The organism is Actinomadura kijaniata, assembly GCF_014138665.1.
GTDB classification, from domain to species: domain Bacteria; phylum Actinomycetota; class Actinomycetes; order Streptosporangiales; family Streptosporangiaceae; genus Spirillospora; species Spirillospora kijaniata.
Map to the genome: position 1 here is coordinate 292,031 of NZ_JACJIA010000002.1, position 16,695 is coordinate 308,725.

Sequence of the window (16,695 nt, forward strand, 5' to 3'; positions counted from 1 at the left end):
TCAGATCGCGAAGCGATGTCGCGCTCGCCAAGCCCTGGTGAGGTGCGAGCCGCCAGGCGAGCGCCGTGGGCCAGGGCTTTGAAACACGGCCTAGGCTGCCCGACCCGCGACTTCACCTCGAGATCCGCGACCGACGGGAAGCACGTGAAAAAGCCGACGCGAAAGCAGGCCGCCACGGCCGGGGCCGTCCCTCTCGCACTCGTCCTCTCCGCCTGTTCCGCCCCCGCCACTCCCCGGAGCGCGCCCACCACGCCCTCCGCGCCCACCGCCACTGCCGTCGCCTCCCACTGCTGGCACGTCACCCATGAGTTCGAGGAGAACAAGGAGTGGTACCGGGACATCGCCGCGATCAGCGACGAGAACGTCTGGGTCGTCGGCACCCGGCGCTTCGGCAAGAACGCCCGGGACTCGGCTCCGCTCGTGCGGCGCTGGGACGGACGAAGGTGGAGCCGGGTCGAGCTGCCCGAACCGGCCGGTTCGGGCCCCATCAAACTGAACCGGGTCAGCGCGTCGTCGCCCACCAACGTGTGGATCGTCGGCGACGACGACGACGAAGCGAGGGACTTCAAGGACATCCGGCAGTACTGGTGGCACTGGGACGGCAGGCGTTGGGAGATCTATCGCGCCCGCACCTACCGGAGCACCGAGCCGTTCCCCAGCAACTCGGCGATACCGCTCGCGGTCGGAGCCAAGAGCGCGTGGTGGTTCAACGTTCCCGACGAAGGACCCAATCCGTACGGCGGGGACGTGCGGTTCTTCGACGGCCGCCGGTGGCGCGAAGTCTCGACGCCCGGTTTTCTCCATTCGATCAGCGCCCTGTCCGACCGCGACGCCTGGGCCGTGGGCGCGGGCTGGAGCTCGAACCAGCCCGTCCCCGCCTACCTGGTGCGCTGGAACGGAAAGACCTGGAACGACCATCCACTGCCGAAGAGCCTCACGGGTCTGGGAAATCCGCAGAGCGGACGCTCTTATCCCGCCTCCGGCTGGGAGATCCTGGCGCGCACCGACCGGGACGTCTGGCTTCTGGGCAACGGCCTCCACCACTGGGACGGCAGGCGGTGGAACCCGGTCCCGACACCCGGGAAGGGCGACCTGAAGTCCCTCACCGACGACGGCGCGGGCGGTCTGTGGTTCAAGTCGGGGAAAGGCCTCGTCCACTACAGGGCGGGCAAGTGGATCAAGCCCCAGCGTCTGGACCCCCTCGGGAAGACCTCGGAGATCTCGGCGATGACCCGCGTCCCGGGCACCTCTTCAATGTGGGCGCTCGGCGTACGCTTCGCGTGGGGCGCGTCCAAGCACATGATCCTGAGATGCAACGACTGACGCGCGAACGACGACGCGAACCACCACCGAAACCCGGACTGCCGCCGGGGCCGAAGACCCGTCCGTTCACCGGCGTTCCCGCAGCAAGCTCCCGCACGCCCTGACGGCCGCACGGCCATCACCCTCATGGCCGCCGCATGGGCCAGAAGCGATGTACCGGAACGCTGGAGGCCAGGGCATCCTCGCCCGCTGGCACGCGGCCTCCATCGCCACGGCACCGGATCGCGTCCGCCTGTTCCAACGCGTTCACAGGCCAGGAAGCCCGGTCCGAACGGCCGCGCGTTCAGGCGGCCGCTCTCCCAGCGGACCTGAACCCAGATGCCGCCCGCTCTTGAGAACCGCCACCAACGCACGCAGGCCCGCGCGATCCACATCAAGGCGACCGGCGTCCGGAGCCTTCGAGTCCCGCACGACCACTCCTTCATACAAGCCTTGATCAAGCCGCGCGACGCGACGCGGGGGGATTCCGGCGGCCGAGTGCAGCCAGTGTTGTGCTGTCCGCGCCCCCGTCGAAGGCCGCCGGTTCTTCCTCAAGGCCGTGCTGTACGTCCGCGAGCAGGCTGCCAACTCCACTCTCACCGCATCGGCGATCGCGCCGCTGATGCCGTGGTCCTCGATCGGGAACGGCTGGGTGGTGATGCTGTTCGACCACCTGAACGGCCGGGACGCCGATCTGTCTCCGGGGTCGCCCGACCTTCCCCAGGTCGTGACGCTGCTGGAACGACTCGGCTCCCTGCCCACGTGGGAGGACGCCCCGCCTGCCGCCCGCAACGTGGAGGCGCCGACCGAGAAGGCCAACGCGTTGCTCAACAGGCAGACCGACGGCGAGCACCGGGAGATGCGCGCCCAGGCCCTCGACCGTTACGACCTGGACGCCCGTGCCCGAGCCGCCGAGGCGGGGCGAGCCTGGATCAGGTACCGGACCCACTGATCCCGACCGCCAGCCCCACCCCATGCGGCGGGGCTCAGGGCCGTCGGGACCTACTCACTCTTCAGGGCAGCCACGAGGACGCACAGGTCCGTGCGGTCCACGTCGAGATGACCAGTGGCCGGGGCCTTCGAGTCCCGCACGCCCACGGCGTCGCCGAGGTCCGCAAGCTCGATGCAGTTGTCACCTTGCGAACTGCTGTAGCTGGACTTTCGCCACTTCAAGATCATGTTTTCCATCTCTCTTCCGCCACCTCTCGGATCAAGGCCGCCGATTGGTCCTTGGGCAGTGCGTACGAGGCGATGTCGGCGAACCTCTCGTGGAGGTCCTCGACGTCGGCGCGCCCATCCAAGATCCTCCCGCGTGGCTCGGACGCCGTGTAAGCCACATGCGCATGATCGGGCAGTGTCGCGATGACGAATGCTCCCGAGTTTCCGGGTGAGGCGCGCCGTCAGGGATGACCTGAACGCTGATTTTGGATGAGACGGCATCCGCCAGTCGCATCAATTGTTCGTGCATGACCTCGGCAGTCCCGACGCGAGAACGCAGGACCCGCTCGGGCAGTACGTAGAACACTCTGGGCGGATCGTCGCGCGCCAAGACGGTCTGCCGCTCGATCCGCGCCTTGACGGCTTTCTCGTCGCCGTACAGCAACACGTTCGCGTAGGCGGGCGTCTGGAACAAGCCCCAGATCACCAGCGGCTCGTAGGCCCGCAGGGTGGTGGCAGCGGCCTCTTGGTCGGGCCACGCCCGGAAGTAGCCAGGGAAGGCGGCGTCGCGTCCGTCGAACAGTCCGTCATGAAGGTGCGCAAGCGCTTCATGGGTGCCCATCACTCGGTCGCACTCCTCAGCGAAGTGCCGCTCACACCCGGACTCCCCACGTTCGACGTCACCGATGAACGATGGACTGTAAGGGATCTTCACGGCGAGTTCGGCGATGGACCATCCGAGCCGCTGACGATGGCGACGCACCTCGGAGCCAAACAGGTCGAACGGGCCACGTGAAGGGGTCAGGCGCTTGGGGGGGTTGGGGCATGACGACTCCCGATGACCGGCGACGGCCGACGATGACCGAGCATCGCCGCAACTCCGCAGCGATGCCCTGTGACAAGGCGCTTTGTGCCGTCAAGCATCTCTCTTCGCGCGACGCTGCGCTACAGAACAGCTCCAGAACGCGCTTCGAGGTGACCAATGCAAGAGCTACCACCGCCTGCGATTACTGAGCCGTCGACGTTGCTGATTCGGTCTGCGCCGGAGGCGATCAAAGCTGCGCGGGACTTCGCGCGGCGGTGGTTGGAGGTGAAGGGGGTCGATCATGCTGCGGTGCAGGTCGGGCTGCTGGTGGTCAACGAGCTGGTCACCAACGCCTACCGGCACGGCAGTGCGCCTGGGGACGTGATCTCCGTTCGTCTGTATCTGTCCGAGGTCGGGCCGGTGGCGGAGGTGCGGGACGGTAGTGACGCCGAGCCTCGGGTCAAGCCGCTGGTGTTGGACTCGTTCACCGGGCGGGGGCTGGCCATCGTCTCCGAGCTCACGAAGGCGTGGGGCTTCCGGCGTCTCGCGTCGGGTGGGAAGAGCGTCTACGCCGTGCTGAACGGGGGTGCGACGTGACGCCCCGGGATGTTCTGGTGGTGATGCTGCGGGAGTTGTTTCCCGGGTGGGAGATCTGGCATGAACGCGGGGTGTGGCGGGCCGCCGAGTTCATGATCATCAGTGCTTCGACCGTTGAGGGGCTGCTCGATCATCTCGCCGGGGCCGATCCGGACGCGTTCGGGAAGGTCGCGCGCAGGTTCGCGGGGTCGGACCGATGACTTTGCGGTGTCGCGTCGGTCTCATCCCTTGAAGAAGAGGAGTGCGACCTATGGCTGACATGCCTGATCTCGGTCCCGCCGCGCGGCGGATGGCCGATCTTGTGTCCGGGGTGGCCGACGAGCGGCTGGCGGACCCGACGCCCTGTCCCGAGTACACCGTCGGTGACCTGATCGACCATGTGAACGGGCTCTCCCTGGCGTTCACGTGGGCGGCGGAGAAGAGCTTCGCCGACTCCCCGGGGGGCGGGCCGTCCGGCGACGCGTCCCGGTTGGAGCCGGGCTGGCGGTCGCTGATCCCCGAACGCCTCGCCGCCCTGGCCGAGGCGTGGCGCGACCCGTCCGCGTGGCAGGGCATGACGCAGGCGGGCGGCGTCGACCTGCCCGGCGAGATCGCGGGCTTCGTCGCGCTGAACGAGCTGGTGATCCACGGCTGGGACCTGGCGCGGGGGACCGGCCGCCCCTACGAGGCGACGCCGGAGGAGATCGAGGTCTGCCTCCGGGTGAGCACGCCGCAGCCGGGCGAGGAGCGCACCCCCGACAACGGGCTGTTCGGCCCGCCGGTGCCGGTCGCCGGGGACGCGCCGCCGCTGGACCGGCTGATCGGTTTCACGGGGCGCGACCCGGGCTGGACGCCGTCCCGTTAGACGCGTTCGAAGACGGCGGCGAGGCCCTGGCCGCCGCCGATGCACATCGTCTCCAGGCCGTAGCGGGCCTCGCGGCGGTGCATCTCGCGGGACAGGGTCGCGAGGATGCGGGCGCCGGTCGCGCCCACGGGGTGGCCCAGGGAGATGCCCGAGCCGTTCACGTTGATCCGGTCCCAGCGGGGGTCGTCCAGGTCCTTCAGGCCCCACTCGCGGGTGACGGCCAGGACCTGGGCGGCGAACGCCTCGTTCAGCTCGATGAGGTCGATGTCGTCGAGGGCCAGGCCCGCGCGCTCCAGGGCCTTCGCGGTCGCGGGGACCGGGCCGATGCCCATCGTGCGGGGCGGGACCCCGGCCTGTGCCCAGGAGACGAGCCGGACCAGCGGGCGCAGGCCCAGCTCGGCGGCGCGTTCGGGGGTCGTGACGACGCAGGCGGCGGCGGCGTCGTTCTGGCCGCTGGCGTTCCCGGCGGTGACGGTCGCCTCCGGGTCCTGCCTGCCGAGGACCGGGCGGAGCTTGGCCAGGGTCTCGACGGTGGTGTCGGCGCGGGGGTGCTCGTCGGTGTCCACGACGGTGTCACCCTTGCGGGAGCGGATCGTGACGGGGACCAACTCGTCGGCGAAGCGGCCCTCCCGCTGGGCGGCCACCGCGCGCTGGTGCGAACGGACCGCCAACTCGTCCTGCTCGTCGCGCGGGATGCCGTACTCGCGGCGCAGGTTCTCGGCGGTCTCCAACATGCCGCCGGGAACGGGGTGGTGGACGCCGCCCGCCGTGACGCGGCCCCGGGCGAGGGCGTCGTGCAGCTCCAGGTTCGGGCCGCGCACGCCCCAGCGGGCCTCGGTCGTGTAGAACGGCGCGTTGCTCATGCTCTCCGCGCCGCCCGCGATGACCAGGTCGCTGACGCCGGTCTGGATCTGCATCGCGGCGTCCAGCACCGCCTGGAGACCCGAGCCGCAGCGGCGGTCCACCTGGCGGCCGCCGGCGGTGACGGGCAGGCCCGCGTCCAGGGCGGCGACGCGGCCGATGGCCGGAGCGTCGGAGTTGGGGTTGCACTGGCCGAGGATCACCTCGTCCACCGCGTCACCGGGCAGGCCGGTGCGCTCCAGCAGCGCGCCGATGACCGTCGCGGCCAGTTCGACGGGCCGGACGGGCTTCAGCACGCCGCCGAACCGGCCGATCGGGGTCCGCAGCGGCTCGCAGATCACCACTTCGCGCATCGTGACAGCTCCTCGGGACGGGCGGGGCGGGGCCAATGGCAGGGTACGTCCTCGTGCCGCCGGGGCGGTGTGCGGGTTTCCGTCCAGCGGACGGTTGAATGCGGGTGACTGCGAGCGCGCGAGGAGGCGTCATGGAGCGTTGGGCGGAGCGGGCGGCGACGGTGCGGGTGATCGGCACCGGGGTGATGGGGCGCGGGATCGCCCAGCTCGCGGCGGCGGGCGGGCTGACCGTCGAGCTGGCCGACGCGCGGATGGACGCGGTCGCGGCGGCCGTCGAGTACGTGCACGGGATGTTCGACAAGCTGGCCGCGAAGGGCCGGATGGACGCGGCGGAGGCGGCGGCGGCCAAGGAGCGGCTGAAGCCCGTCGGGGACCCGATGACGCCGTTCCAGGACTGCGACCTGGTGATCGAGGCCGTGCGGGAGGACCTGGCGGTCAAGCGGGAGCTGTTCGCGCGGCTGGAGAAGGTCGTTCCCGAGCACACGCTGCTGGTCACCAACACCAGCTCGCTGTCGGTGACGGCCATCGCGGCGGAGCTGGACGACCCGTCGCGGGTGGCGGGCCTGCACTTCTTCAACCCGGTGCCGCTGATGCGCCTGGTCGAGGTCGTGCCGGGGGCGCGGACCGCAGACTGGGTGCCGGGGGCGCTGACGGACCTGGTACGGCGGCTGGGGCACGAGCCGGTGCTCGCGCCGGACACGCCGGGCTTCCTGGTCAACCACGCCGGGCGCGGGCTGGTCACCGAGGCGTTGCAGATCCTCGCCGAGGGCGTCGCCGAGCCGTGGGACGTGGACCGGATCGCGCGGGACGTGCTCGGGCTGAAGATGGGGCCGTTCGAGCTGATGGACCTCACCGGCCTGGACGTGTCGCACCCGGTGCTGGAGTCGATCTGGGAGGGCTTCTACGGGGAGCCCAGGCTGCGGCCGTCGGAGATCACGCGGGCGCGGATGACGGCCGGGCTGCTGGGCCGCAAGGCCGGGCGCGGCTTCTACGAGTACGTGGACGGGGTCAAGCAGGAGCCCGCGGAGCCGTCCGCGCCGTCCGCCGAGCCGCGCCCGGTGTGGGTCGCCGATATCGGGGAGGGCGTGCGGGACCGGCTGTACGCCCTGCTGGACTCCGCCGGGGTGCGGGTCGAGCGCTCCGACGAGCCGTCGGACGACGCGGTGATCCTGGTGGCGGCGTACGGCAGCGGGGCGGAGGCATACGGCCTGCACACCGAACGCGTCGTGGGCATCGACCCGCTCGGGGACTTCTTCACCCGGTTGACGATGACGGTCCACCCCGGCCTGGACCCCGCGTTCGGCCGGTCGGCGTGGGCGGCGCTGGCCGCGACGGAACGTCCCGTCACCGTCGTCCGCGACGCCCCCGCCCCGGTCGCCCAGCGCCTCCTCGCCTCGATCGTCAACGTCGGCTGCGGTATCGCCGAACGGCGGCTGGCCTCCCCCGCCGACATCGACACCGCCGTCCGGCTCGGCCTCGGCTACCCGCGCGGGCCGCTGGAGTGGGGCGACCAGGTCGGCGCGGAGCTCGTGCGGGACATCCTGGAGGGACTGCGCGAGGGGACGGGCGACCCCCGCTACCGGCCGAGCCGGTGGCTGACCGAGCGGGTCATGTTCGGCCTGCCGCTCACGGAGGAGGGCACGGCCCCGTCCGACCTGCTGTGACGGGGAGCAGGCCACGGTCCGCGAAGACCTCGCGGACCGCGGTCATCGCCGTGAACACCCGCGGGAAGCCCGCGTACGGCACCGCCTGCATGACCGCCTCGACGATCTCCCCGGGGCGCAGCCCGGCGGCCAGGGCGGCGGACGTGTGCGCCCTGAGCTGCGGGCGGGTGTCGCCGAGCGCGACCAGCGCGCCGAGGATCACCAGTTCGCGGCGGGCGGCGTCCAGGCCGTCGCGGGCGTGGACGTTGCCGTAGGCGAACTCGACGGCCAGCCTCGACAGGTCGGGGGCGGTGTCGGCGAGCAGGTCGTAGACCTCGCGGCGCTCGTCGGCGCCGCGCAGCTCCGCCTGGCGGGCCAGTCCGCGCGCGTAACGGTCGTTCACGCGTGGCGCTCCAGGAACGCGAGGACGCGCCGCCACGCGTCGGCGCACTCGTCCTTCCACTCCTCGGACGCCACGTCGAAGAACGAGTGCGGCGCGCCGTCGTAGACGTGCTTGTCGTAGTCCCTGCCCGCCGCGTCGAACCGCCCGGTGAGCTCGTCGAACTCCTCGGGCGTGGTGGCGGAGTCGTTCCCGGCGAGCAGGAGCAGAAGGGGCGCGTCCAGGTTCTCGGCGTTGTCGCCGAAGAAGCGGGGCGGGCCGTAGAAGCCGACCGCCCCGGCCAGGCCGGGGCCGGTGGCGGCCTGCCGCCAGGAGTGGCCGCCGCCCAGGCAGAACCCGACGGTGAACAGCGGGCCGGGGTTCTCGGCGCGCAGCCGCGCGGCGGCGGCCGCGACGTCGGCGTCCACGTGGGCGGGCTCCAGCAGCGGCAGGTGGGACGGGCCGTCGAAGGAGCCGTCGCGCGGCAGCAGCCCCGCGGTGCGGCCGTAGGGGTCGATCGCGAGGGCGTGGTACCCCAGCTCGGCGAACCGGCGGGCCAGGGCCTCGTAGAACGGGTGCAGGCCGCGGAAGTCCGTCAGGATGACCACGTTGCGGCCGAGGGGTGCGGACGGGACCGCGCGGTAGGCGGTGAAGCGGTTGCCGTCGGCGGCGGTCAGCTCCAGGTGGCCGTGCTCGGCGGCCTCGCCGGTGACGGCGTCGGCGGGCGGCGCGGGTGGACGGGCGTCGGTCGGGTGGCACATGGTCTCTCCCCTTGGTGATCGGTGACGGTCACGACCCTCGCGGGGGGACGGCGGTGGCTCCAGGGCCGGTTCTTACGGGTACCGGCAGGGCCAGGATCGGCGGGCGGGCGGCGGCCATACTGGCGTTCATGACCGATCTGGGCGGGTTTCTGCGGGCGCGCCGGGGGCGGGTCGCGCCGCGGAGCGTGGGGCTGCCGGACGGGCCGCGCCGCCGCGTTCCGGGGCTGCGCCGCGAGGAGGTCGCGCAGCTCGCGGGGATCAGCGTGGAGTACTACCAGCGGCTGGAGCAGGGCCGGGCGTCCCGGCCGTCGCCGGAGGTGCTGGACGCGCTGGCGCGGGCGCTCGACCTGTCGGAGGTGGAGCGGGCGCACCTGCACGCCCTGGCGCGGCCGCCGCGCACCCGGACCGGCGGGGAGGAGCGGGCCCGGCCGGAGCTGCGCCGGATGCTGGCGATGATGGACCGCCTGCCCGCGCTGGTCACCACCGACCGGTACGACGTGCTGGCCGCGAACGCGATGGCCGTGCGCCTGTTCGGGCCGGTGCTGACGCTGCCGGACGTCAACCTGGCGCGGTTCCTGTTCCTCGACCCGGCGGCGCGGGCGTTCTACGCCGAGTGGGACGAGGTCGCCGCCGCCACGGCCGGGGAGTTCCGGGAGACGCTCGGGAGGTTCCCCGGCGACGGGGCGCTGGCGGAGCTGGTGGCGGAGCTGGCCGAGGGAAGCGCCGCGTTCCGCGCGCTGTGGGGGGCGGGGGACGTGGTGCGGCGCTCGTCGGGGGCCAAGGGCTTCCGGCATCCGGCGGTGGGGGTGCTGCGGCTGCGGTACGAGCACTTCGTGCCGGTGGACGCCCCGCGCCAGCGGCTGATCACGCTCGTCCCGGCGGAGGGGGACGCCTCGGAGGCGGCGTTGCAACTGCTGGCGTCCTGGTCCGGCGCGGCACCGGCGGAACGGGTCGCGCCGGACCAGGACGATCACGCGGTCAGGCGGTGACGCGGGTCAGGGCAGGGTGGGGATCCGCGGCTTGGCGTCCGTCCAGCCCACCTCAAGGCTGATCTTCGTTCCCACCTGCCCCATCCGCTTCGTGAGCTCGAGCTTGGGTTCGCCGGGCGAAGCGGGGCCGATCTGGAGGATGGACGAGGTCTTCGTGTCGATCACGAAGCGGGTGTCCTGGTCCGTCCTCCCCTCGTCGATGACCAGGGCGATGCCGGGACGCTTCCTCTGGTCGACGGTCCGGCCGAGCACCTTGACACCGGGCATGGTCGCCAGCAGCCGGTAGGCGGCGGCACGTGTGCGCGGCCGGACGGGCTGCTGGAACAGCAGGTGGGCCGTGCAACTGGTGAGGAACGACTGCTGGGACTCGGGAGGGACGGGGCCGTCGTCGCCGTTCAGCATCGCCTTGTGGAGCGCGGCTCGCAGCGCCGTCGGCTCGTCCGGCAGCGCCGCCACCTGGGCGAAGGTCATCTCCTTGTCGCAGACGCCGAACCTGGGCGTTTCCTTGCGCCGCACCAGCAAACCGGGCTGGGGCTCGATGGTCAGGTGCTTGGGACCACCCCATCCGGTTTCGATGCTCTCCACGGGCCACCGCTGGGGCGAGCCGTCGCGCTTCCAGGCCGCGGTGTCGGCGGGGGTGGCCGGGCGGACCCCGGCCGAGCGGAACCCGAGGCTCTGCTGACCGTTCCGCTCCGTCCAGGTCTCGGAGACCTGGGTCTCCTCGATCCAGTAAGGGTCGTTCTTCGGCCCCACCCTCTGGAACGCCTTGTCCACGGACTTGGTGTGCCAGTAGCGGCCCGTCGCCGGGGCGGTCTCGGCCTTCTCGGCCGCGGCGAGCAGGACGGTGCGGGCCGTCATCGGCGCGGCGGCCGGGCCGGGGTCGGGGGCGCGGGGCGTGGTGCCGGAGCTCAGCACGAGCGTGCCGGTGACGGCGGCGGCCGTCGCGGCGAGTCCGAACCCGGCGAAGACCGGCCACCGGAGACGGCGGCGTTCCGGCCGGGCGGGGGCGGCGATCTCCTGGCCGAGGCGGGCGCGGCCCTCGGCGGCGGTCCGGCCGGAGGGGGTCTCCTCCAGCAGGTCGGCGAGCATGCGCAGTTCGTCCACGGTCATTCTCCCTTGCGGTTGAGGGCGGCGCGCAGTTTGCGGCGGGCGGTGCTGAGGCGGGAGCCGACCGTTCCGTAGGGGATGCCGAGCGCGTCGGCGACCCCCTGGTGGGACAGGTCGGCGAGGGCGACGAGCAGGACGACGTCGCGTTCCTTGCGCGACAGCTTCGTCAGGGCGCGGGCCAGGTCGAGCCGCAGGCCCTCGGCGGCGGCGTGGTCCGCGCCGTCACCGGGTCCGCGCTCGACGGCCAGCTGGGCGAGGGCCCGGTAGCGGCGGCTCTCGGCGCGCCGGTGCTGGGCCACCAGGGTGGTGGCGATCCCGAACAGCCAGGGCCGCACCTCCCCCTTGGCCGGGTCGAACGTCGCGCGGCGGCGGAACGCGACCAGGAACGTCTCGGCGGCCACGTCGTCGGCGACCTGCGGTCCGAGCCGTCCGGCGACGTAGCGGTAGACCGCCGGGAAGTGCCGGTCGTAGACGGCGGTGAACCGGTCGGGGTCGGTCAGGGACGCGGCGACCAGCGCCGCGTCGGCGGTCTCGGACGGGGCGTCCTCGGGCGTTCCGGCCGCCGTGTGCGCCGCCCCGACGGGCGGGACCGTCCGGAATCGATGGGAGAGGGCGGTCATGCGGCCGTCCTTCCGGTGGGGTCCGGCATTCAGTACCTCCGGATGATCAATGTCACCGGTACTCCGCCGCTGCGCCGGATCTCTTTCAGACTTTCTCGCGGATTCTCGCCGGGCGCAGGATGACGGCGGCGGTCAGCGCGGCGAGCAGCGTCGCGGCGGCGGCGGTCAGGGCGCCGACGACCAGGGCGGAGGTGAACGCGTCGCGGGCGGCGTGGGCGAGGGCGGGGTCGCCGAGGCCCAGGGCCTCGCCGAGGGAGCGGCGGGCCGCGCCGGTGACGTCGTCCGGGAGGGCGCGGGCGTAGGCGGCGGAGATGACGCTGCCGAGGACCGCGACGCCGAGGGCGTTGCCGAGTTCGGTGCCCGCGTCGTTGACGGCCGAGCCGATCCCGGCCTCCTCGGCGGGGACCGCCGACATCAGGATGCCGTAGGCGGGCGGCGCGCCGAGGCCCGCGCCGAACCCGATGAGCAGCAGGCCGGGCAGGACCGGCAGGTAGCCGTGCGCGCCGGTCAGGGCGAGGGCGGCGAAGCCCCCGGCGGTGACGGTGAAGCCGGTGACCAGGGCGCGGCGGTCGCCCAGCCGGGCCTCCAGGGCCGCGCCCAGGCCGTTGCCGGTGCCCGCCGCGACGGCGACGGGCAGCAGCGCAAGGCCCGCCTTCAGCGGGGAGTACCCCAGAACGAGCTGGAGCAGCTGGGTGAGGGCGAACAACGTTCCGGCCAGCGCGAACCCGGACACCGCGATCATCATGGCGGCCCCGGAGAAGCGGCGGGAGCGCAGCAGGGCCAGGTCGAGCATCGGCTCGGGGTTGCGGTGCTGCCAGAGCGCGAACGCGGCCAGCGCGGTGACGCCGACGGCCGCGCCGCCCAGCGCGCGCGGGCCGGTCCAGCCGTGCTCGGGGCCGGAGATGACCGCCCAGACCAGACCGGACACGCCGAGCGTGGACAGCAGCGCGCCGGGGACGTCGGGGCGGCGGCGCGGGCCGCGCGACTCGGGCACCACCAGCAGCAGGCCGAGGACGGCGACGACGGTGACGGGGACGTTGACCAGGAAGGCCGCGCCCCACCAGAAGCGCTCCAGCAGCAGGCCGCCGAGCGTGGGGCCGGCGGCGATGCCGGCCATCGAGGTCGCGCCCCAGATCCCGAACGCCTTGGCGCGCTCCTCCGCCGGGAACACCTGCGCCATGATCGACAGGGTGCCCGGCATGAGCAGCGCGCCGCCGGCGCCCATCAGGCCGCGCAGCGCGACGAGCTGGCCGGGGGTGGTGGCGAGGGCGGCGCAGGCGGAGGCGGCGCCGAACACCGCGAAGCCGATGAGCATGGCGCGGCGGCGGCCGTGGCGGTCGCCGAGGCTTCCGGCGGTGAGCAGCAGGCCCGCGAAGACCAGCGAGTAGGCGTCGATCACCCACTGGACCTCGCCGGTGGTGGCGTCCAGGTCGGTGAGCAGGGACGGGATCGCGACGTTCAGGACCGTGTTGTCCATGACGACCAGGAACAGGCTCAGGCACAGCACGGCGAGGATCCGCCAGCGGTGGGGGTGGGGGGTCACGGGACACTCCTCGTACAGTGTTCGAGTTGACTCGCACACTGTACGAGAGCGATCGAGCGGTGTTCAACTCCCGTACCCTGTTCGAGAGCGAGGAGGTGCCATGACCGCAGCCGGACCGGCGATGGAGACCGTCTGGACCCGCCCGGCGAGGACCCGCCGCGAGCAGCCGTCCCTCAGCCGGGACCAGATCGTCGGCGCGGCGCTGGAGCTGCTGGACGCCGAGGGCCTGACCGGGCTGAGCATGCGCCGTCTCGGCACCCGGCTGAACGCGGGCGCGACCTCGGTCTACTGGCATGTCGCCAACAAGGACGAGCTGCTGGAACTCGTGCTCGACCACGTGATGGGCGAGGTCGAGGTCCCCGACCCGGCCGCCGGGGGGTGGCGCGCCGCCGCCGCGGCCTACGCCCGCTCCCTCCGCGCGATGATCCACCGGCATCCGTGGACGGTGACGCTGTTCGGCGCCCGCCCCATGCTCGGCCCGAACGCCACCCGCGTCATGGACGACGTCCTCGGGGCGCTCGGCCACGCGGGCTTCACCGGCTTCGACCTGGAGTACGCGGTGTCGGCGATCGTCGACTACGTGATCGGCGCGGCGGGCGGCGAGTCGAGCTGGGCGGCGGGCCAGCCGGAGGTCTCCACGGCGGAGACGATGGACGCGCTGCGGCCCTACCTGGCGCGCATCGCCGGCGCCCATCCGCGCGTCGCGGCCCACGCGCGGGAGGTCTGGGCGGCGGAGACGCGCGAGGTGCTGGAGGGCCGCTTCGCGTTCGGCCTGGACTGCCTGCTGGACGGGATCGCCGCGCGGCTGTGACCGTCGGTGCCCGGTGGTATCCCTTCCCCATGGACGTCACCCGCGCCGACCCGGCCGACCTCGAGGTGCTGCGCGCCGCCTTCGGCGCCGGCTCGCGCCGGCCGCCGCCGGGCTGGGACGCGGTGCGCGCGTTCGAGGCCGAGCACGGGATCGTGCTGCCCGAGCCGTACCGGACGTGCGTCGCGGAGATCTGCGACGGCTCCGCGGACGGGCCTCCCTCCTACGGGCTCCTCCCGCTGGCCGGGATGCCCCGGGACCGGGGCGGCCGGCGTCCCGAACGCGTGCTCGCCGCGCCGTTCCCACTGACCGGACCGTGGCTGTGGGAGGGCGACGAGGACGACCCCCGCTCCGACGAGGAGATCGCGGCGGCCCTCCACCCGGTCTTCTCGCACGGCTCGGTCGTGCTGGGCACCGACGGGTGCGGCATGTACTGGCACCTGGTCGTCGCGGGACCGCACCGGGGGCACGTCTGGAGCATCTGCGGGGAGGGCGCCACGCCGTTCGGCTCCGAGTTCGGCCACACCACCGCGAGCAGCGGCTTCGCCGGTTGGGTCGGGCACTGGGCCAAGGGCCTGACCTGGTTCGACAGGTGACGGCCCCCGCCCCTTCCCCGGGGGCGGGGGCCGCGGCCGCTCCGGTGTCAGCTCAGGGTGAGCGGCACGGCGGCGGCGATGTGGGTGAACTTGGCGGGGTTGCGGACGAAGTAGATGCCGGTGACGAGGCCCCCTTCGACACGGATCGCCATGACGCTGTCGATCTCGCCGTCGAGGCGCAGGACGAGCGCCGGATCGCCGTTGACGGTGGTGGGCTCGCCGGTGAGCGCGCCTTCCTTGTCGCCGAGGCCGACGAGGAGCAGACGGATCACCTTCGCGGCGCCCGTGACGGGGCGCAGCGCGGCGCTCCTGACGCCGCCGCCGTCGCTGATCAGCACGACGTCGGGGGCGAGCACGTCCAGCACGCCCTGCAGGTCGCCGGTCTCCACGGCGTGCTGGAACGACTCCAGGGCGGCCCTGGCCTGGCGCGAGGAGACCAGTTCGCGAGGGCGGCGGGCCTCGACGTGCTTGCGCGAGCGGTGGGCGATCTGGCGGACCGCGGCGGGGGTCTTGCCGACCGCCTCCGCGATCTCGTCGTAGCCGACGTCGAAGACCTCGCGCAGGACGAACACGGCCCGCTCGGTGGGCGAGAGGGTCTCCAGGACGAGCATCATGGCCATGGACAGGCTCTCGGCGAGCTCGGCGTGCTCGGCGACGTCCGGCGAGGTCAGCAGCGGCTCGGGCAGCCAGGGGCCGACGTAGGACTCCTTGCGGCGCCGCAGGACCCGCAGCCGGTCGAGCGCCCGCCGGGTCGTGACGCGCACGAGGAACGCGCGCCGGTCGCGGACCTGTGCCAGATCGACCTCGACCCACTGCAGCCAGGTCTCCTGCAGGACGTCCTCGGCGTCGGCCGCCGAGCCGAGGATCTCGTAGGCGACGGTGAACAACAGGTTGCGGTGGGTGACGAAGGCCTCGGTCGCCGGGTCCGCGGCGTGGTCTCGCATTCTCGGATCCTTCCATGGCGCGGCGCCTGGGCCGCCCGTGCTCCAGGGGACTACGACACGCGCGCGGGCCGGCTCGCGCGCGCGTCCTCGACGCGCTGCCGCCGGGAGTCGTCCCTGCCCTTCAGGACGCGCGCGCCGGGCTTGCGCGCCTCGTCCGCGAGCTGCTTGATGGTGTGGGAGACGACGAACTCCTTGATGCGCGCGCCCGTGCGGCCGCCGACGTGGAACCGGATGGCGGTGTCGTCCTTGCGCGCGAACTGGAAGATGCCGGCGCCCCGGCCGAGGCTGACGCACAGCCCGGCGAAGGCGACGCTGACGGCTTCGGGCCGTCCGCCCTCGATCCGGCGGAGCACGGCGTCGGCGGCGTGCGGGCCGAGCTGGACAGCGGACTGGCAGCCCATCCGGTACGGGAGGCCCGAGGGCGAGGCCGCGTCCCCGGCGGCGACGATGCGGTCGTCGTCGACGCTGGTCAGGGTCTCGTCGGTGAGGAGGCGGCCCGCCTCGTCGGTGCTGAGGCCGCTGCGGGCGGCCAGGTCGGGAACGCCGAAGCCGGCGGCCCAGATGGTCAGGTGGCCGCGCACCTCGCGGCCGTCGGCGAGGCGCACGGCGCCGGCCGTCACGGACGCCACCTTGGCGCCGGGGCCTTCGAGGACGGTCACGCCGAGGGCCGCCAGCCGCTTGGCGACGAAGCGGCGGCCGTTCGGGTGGAGGTAGGGGCCGAGCTGTCCTCCGCAGACCAGGGTGACGGGGCGGCCCGCCTCGGCGAGCTCGGCCGCGGTCTCGATGCCGGTGGCGCCGCCGCCGACGACCGTCAGCGCCGCGGTGGCGGGCGCGTCGGCCACGGCCCGGCGCAGCCGCTCGGCCTCCTCCAGGGTCGCGATCGGGTAGGCGAACCTGTCCGCGCCGGGCACCTCCGGCGCGCCGCCGCGGCTGCCCACCGCGTAGATCAGGTAGTCGTACCCGACCGTGCCGCCGCCGGCCAGCGAGACGGTGCGCGCCTCCCGGTCGATCCCGGTCGCGGTGTCGACCACCAGCTCGACGCGTTCGCTCAGGACGTCCGCGTAGTCGACGACCGCGTCGTCGGACCCCGCCACCAGCTGGTGCAGGCGGATCCGCTCGACGAAGGCCGAGCGCGGGTTGACCAGGGTCACGGCCACGTCGTCCCGGCCGGTCAGGCGGTTGGCCGCGAGGACTCCGGCGTATCCGCCGCCGATCACGACGACTTCCGTCCGGCCGCCGGTGTGCTTCGTCATGGTCTCTGCTCCGTTCGCTCGGGGTTCGCACACAAGGCGTCGGACGGAGGGAACCTGTGACTCGTTGTGACCTAGATCACATCAAATGGCGGGTCGGGGCGGCCGCGTCCGCCGCGGTGCGCGACGTCCTGG

The 16,695-nt window shown here is 73.1% G+C and carries 18 protein-coding genes and 1 pseudogene; 9 read left to right on the top strand and 10 right to left on the bottom strand.

Translation table 11 applies throughout. From position 1 onward, the window contains the following. The first annotated feature begins 144 nt into the window (after window positions 1–144). Complete coding sequence (locus tag HNR61_RS08515) at window positions 145–1,323, top strand: hypothetical protein (protein WP_182842577.1); 1,179 nt, start codon at window positions 145–147, stop codon at window positions 1,321–1,323. A gap of 538 nt (window positions 1,324–1,861) precedes the next feature. Further along, complete coding sequence (locus HNR61_RS08525) at window positions 1,862–2,254, top strand: hypothetical protein (protein ID WP_182842579.1); 393 nt, start codon at window positions 1,862–1,864, stop codon at window positions 2,252–2,254. 50 nt (window positions 2,255–2,304) lie between these two features. Here the strand turns inward: HNR61_RS08525 and HNR61_RS08530 are convergent, their stop codons facing one another. Both HNR61_RS08530 and HNR61_RS50435 read right to left on the bottom strand, forming a co-directional pair. After that, entirely contained in the window at window positions 2,305–2,490 is a 186-nt protein-coding gene (locus tag HNR61_RS08530) for a DUF397 domain-containing protein (RefSeq protein ID WP_182842580.1), read from the bottom strand. After that, window positions 2,478–3,223, bottom strand: a pseudogene (locus HNR61_RS50435) (helix-turn-helix domain-containing protein). Before HNR61_RS50435 ends, HNR61_RS08530 begins: the two are co-directional and overlap by 13 nt. A gap of 219 nt (window positions 3,224–3,442) precedes the next feature. Between HNR61_RS50435 and HNR61_RS08540 the strand changes: the two are divergent. The 3 genes from HNR61_RS08540 to HNR61_RS08550 are packed head-to-tail and all read left to right on the top strand — an operon-like array spanning window position 3,443 to window position 4,706. Further along, a complete protein-coding gene (locus HNR61_RS08540) occupies window positions 3,443–3,862 on the top strand; it encodes an ATP-binding protein (RefSeq protein ID WP_182842582.1) in 420 nt (139 codons plus the stop codon). Continuing rightward, window positions 3,859–4,062 (top strand): hypothetical protein, encoded by a 204-nt coding sequence (locus HNR61_RS08545; RefSeq protein WP_182842583.1) that lies wholly within the window; start codon window positions 3,859–3,861, stop codon window positions 4,060–4,062. The genes HNR61_RS08540 and HNR61_RS08545 overlap by 4 nt, the downstream gene beginning before the upstream one ends. A 50-nt stretch (window positions 4,063–4,112) precedes the next feature. After that, entirely contained in the window at window positions 4,113–4,706 is a 594-nt protein-coding gene (locus tag HNR61_RS08550) for a TIGR03086 family metal-binding protein (RefSeq protein WP_182842584.1), read from the top strand. On the opposite strand, the gene HNR61_RS08555 is transcribed toward HNR61_RS08550, so the two are convergent. Further along, a complete protein-coding gene (locus HNR61_RS08555; protein WP_182842585.1) occupies window positions 4,703–5,920 on the bottom strand; it encodes an acetyl-CoA C-acetyltransferase in 1,218 nt (405 codons plus the stop codon). The two genes, HNR61_RS08550 and HNR61_RS08555, sit on opposite strands and share 4 nt — an antisense overlap. Before the next feature lie 131 nt (window positions 5,921–6,051). On the opposite strand from HNR61_RS08555, the gene HNR61_RS08560 reads away from it, so the two are divergent. Further along, window positions 6,052–7,584 (top strand): 3-hydroxyacyl-CoA dehydrogenase, encoded by a 1,533-nt coding sequence (locus HNR61_RS08560; RefSeq protein ID WP_182842586.1) that lies wholly within the window; start codon window positions 6,052–6,054, stop codon window positions 7,582–7,584. On the opposite strand, the gene HNR61_RS47450 is transcribed toward HNR61_RS08560, so the two are convergent. Then, the gene (locus HNR61_RS47450) at window positions 7,547–7,966 is read right to left on the bottom strand and encodes a carboxymuconolactone decarboxylase family protein (protein ID WP_182842587.1); all 420 of its coding nucleotides are present in this window, start codon (window positions 7,964–7,966) and stop codon (window positions 7,547–7,549) included. The two genes, HNR61_RS08560 and HNR61_RS47450, sit on opposite strands and share 38 nt — an antisense overlap. Then, window positions 7,963–8,703: a dienelactone hydrolase family protein gene (locus HNR61_RS08570; RefSeq protein WP_182842588.1), complete on the bottom strand. Its 741-nt coding sequence runs from the start codon at window positions 8,701–8,703 to the stop codon at window positions 7,963–7,965. The genes HNR61_RS47450 and HNR61_RS08570 overlap by 4 nt, the downstream gene beginning before the upstream one ends. 128 nt (window positions 8,704–8,831) lie before the next feature. On the opposite strand from HNR61_RS08570, the gene HNR61_RS08575 reads away from it, so the two are divergent. Further along, window positions 8,832–9,692 carry a helix-turn-helix domain-containing protein gene (locus tag HNR61_RS08575; RefSeq protein ID WP_182842589.1) on the top strand — a complete coding sequence of 287 codons (861 nt, stop codon included), beginning with the start codon at window positions 8,832–8,834 and terminating at the stop codon, window positions 9,690–9,692. Window positions 9,693–9,698: 6 nt separating this feature from the next. On the opposite strand, the gene HNR61_RS08580 is transcribed toward HNR61_RS08575, so the two are convergent. The 3 genes from HNR61_RS08580 to HNR61_RS08590 all read right to left on the bottom strand — a co-directional run bounded on the left by HNR61_RS08580 (window position 9,699) and on the right by HNR61_RS08590 (window position 12,962). Continuing rightward, window positions 9,699–10,796 carry a CU044_5270 family protein gene (locus tag HNR61_RS08580; RefSeq protein ID WP_182842590.1) on the bottom strand — a complete coding sequence of 366 codons (1,098 nt, stop codon included), beginning with the start codon at window positions 10,794–10,796 and terminating at the stop codon, window positions 9,699–9,701. Window positions 10,797–10,798: 2 nt separating this feature from the next. After that, window positions 10,799–11,419, bottom strand: a complete 621-nt coding sequence (locus HNR61_RS08585; RefSeq protein WP_182842591.1) for an RNA polymerase sigma factor — start codon at window positions 11,417–11,419, stop codon at window positions 10,799–10,801. Between the two features lie 85 nt (window positions 11,420–11,504). Further along, window positions 11,505–12,962 carry an MFS transporter gene (locus HNR61_RS08590; RefSeq protein ID WP_312897813.1) on the bottom strand — a complete coding sequence of 486 codons (1,458 nt, stop codon included), beginning with the start codon at window positions 12,960–12,962 and terminating at the stop codon, window positions 11,505–11,507. A 100-nt stretch (window positions 12,963–13,062) separates the two neighbouring features. Here HNR61_RS08590 and HNR61_RS08595 point away from each other — a divergent pair, with 100 nt between their 5' ends. Together HNR61_RS08595 and HNR61_RS08600 are read left to right on the top strand one after the other, a co-directional pair. Continuing rightward, window positions 13,063–13,773, top strand: coding sequence for a TetR/AcrR family transcriptional regulator C-terminal domain-containing protein (locus tag HNR61_RS08595; RefSeq protein ID WP_182842592.1), 711 nt, complete (start codon window positions 13,063–13,065; stop codon window positions 13,771–13,773). A gap of 29 nt (window positions 13,774–13,802) precedes the next feature. Further along, entirely contained in the window at window positions 13,803–14,366 is a 564-nt protein-coding gene (locus tag HNR61_RS08600) for an SMI1/KNR4 family protein (protein ID WP_182842593.1), read from the top strand. 47 nt (window positions 14,367–14,413) lie between these two features. Here HNR61_RS08600 and HNR61_RS08605 read toward each other — a convergent pair whose 3' ends face one another. Both HNR61_RS08605 and HNR61_RS08610 read right to left on the bottom strand, forming a co-directional pair. Next, window positions 14,414–15,310 (bottom strand): RNA polymerase sigma-70 factor, encoded by an 897-nt coding sequence (locus HNR61_RS08605; RefSeq protein WP_182842594.1) that lies wholly within the window; start codon window positions 15,308–15,310, stop codon window positions 14,414–14,416. Between the two features lie 50 nt (window positions 15,311–15,360). Continuing rightward, entirely contained in the window at window positions 15,361–16,563 is a 1,203-nt protein-coding gene (locus tag HNR61_RS08610) for an NAD(P)/FAD-dependent oxidoreductase (protein ID WP_182842595.1), read from the bottom strand. Window positions 16,564–16,695 lie beyond the last annotated feature (132 nt).

Bases quoted from the DNA above. Each gene is read 5' to 3' on its own strand.
- HNR61_RS08530 (WP_182842580.1), bottom strand. From the start codon at position 2,490: ATGGAAAACATGATCTTGAAGTGGCGAAAGTCCAGCTACAGCAGTTCG.
- HNR61_RS08540 (WP_182842582.1), top strand. From the start codon at position 3,443: ATGCAAGAGCTACCACCGCCTGCGATTACTGAGCCGTCGACGTTGCTG.
- HNR61_RS08550 (WP_182842584.1), top strand. From the start codon at position 4,113: ATGGCTGACATGCCTGATCTCGGTCCCGCCGCGCGGCGGATGGCCGAT.
- HNR61_RS08555 (WP_182842585.1), bottom strand. From the start codon at position 5,920: ATGCGCGAAGTGGTGATCTGCGAGCCGCTGCGGACCCCGATCGGCCGG.
- HNR61_RS08560 (WP_182842586.1), top strand. From the start codon at position 6,052: ATGGAGCGTTGGGCGGAGCGGGCGGCGACGGTGCGGGTGATCGGCACC.
- HNR61_RS08570 (WP_182842588.1), bottom strand. From the start codon at position 8,703: ATGTGCCACCCGACCGACGCCCGTCCACCCGCGCCGCCCGCCGACGCC.
- HNR61_RS08575 (WP_182842589.1), top strand. From the start codon at position 8,832: ATGACCGATCTGGGCGGGTTTCTGCGGGCGCGCCGGGGGCGGGTCGCG.
- HNR61_RS08585 (WP_182842591.1), bottom strand. From the start codon at position 11,419: ATGACCGCCCTCTCCCATCGATTCCGGACGGTCCCGCCCGTCGGGGCG.
- HNR61_RS08595 (WP_182842592.1), top strand. From the start codon at position 13,063: ATGACCGCAGCCGGACCGGCGATGGAGACCGTCTGGACCCGCCCGGCG.
- HNR61_RS08600 (WP_182842593.1), top strand. From the start codon at position 13,803: ATGGACGTCACCCGCGCCGACCCGGCCGACCTCGAGGTGCTGCGCGCC.
- HNR61_RS08605 (WP_182842594.1), bottom strand. From the start codon at position 15,310: ATGCGAGACCACGCCGCGGACCCGGCGACCGAGGCCTTCGTCACCCAC.
- HNR61_RS08610 (WP_182842595.1), bottom strand. From the start codon at position 16,563: ATGACGAAGCACACCGGCGGCCGGACGGAAGTCGTCGTGATCGGCGGC.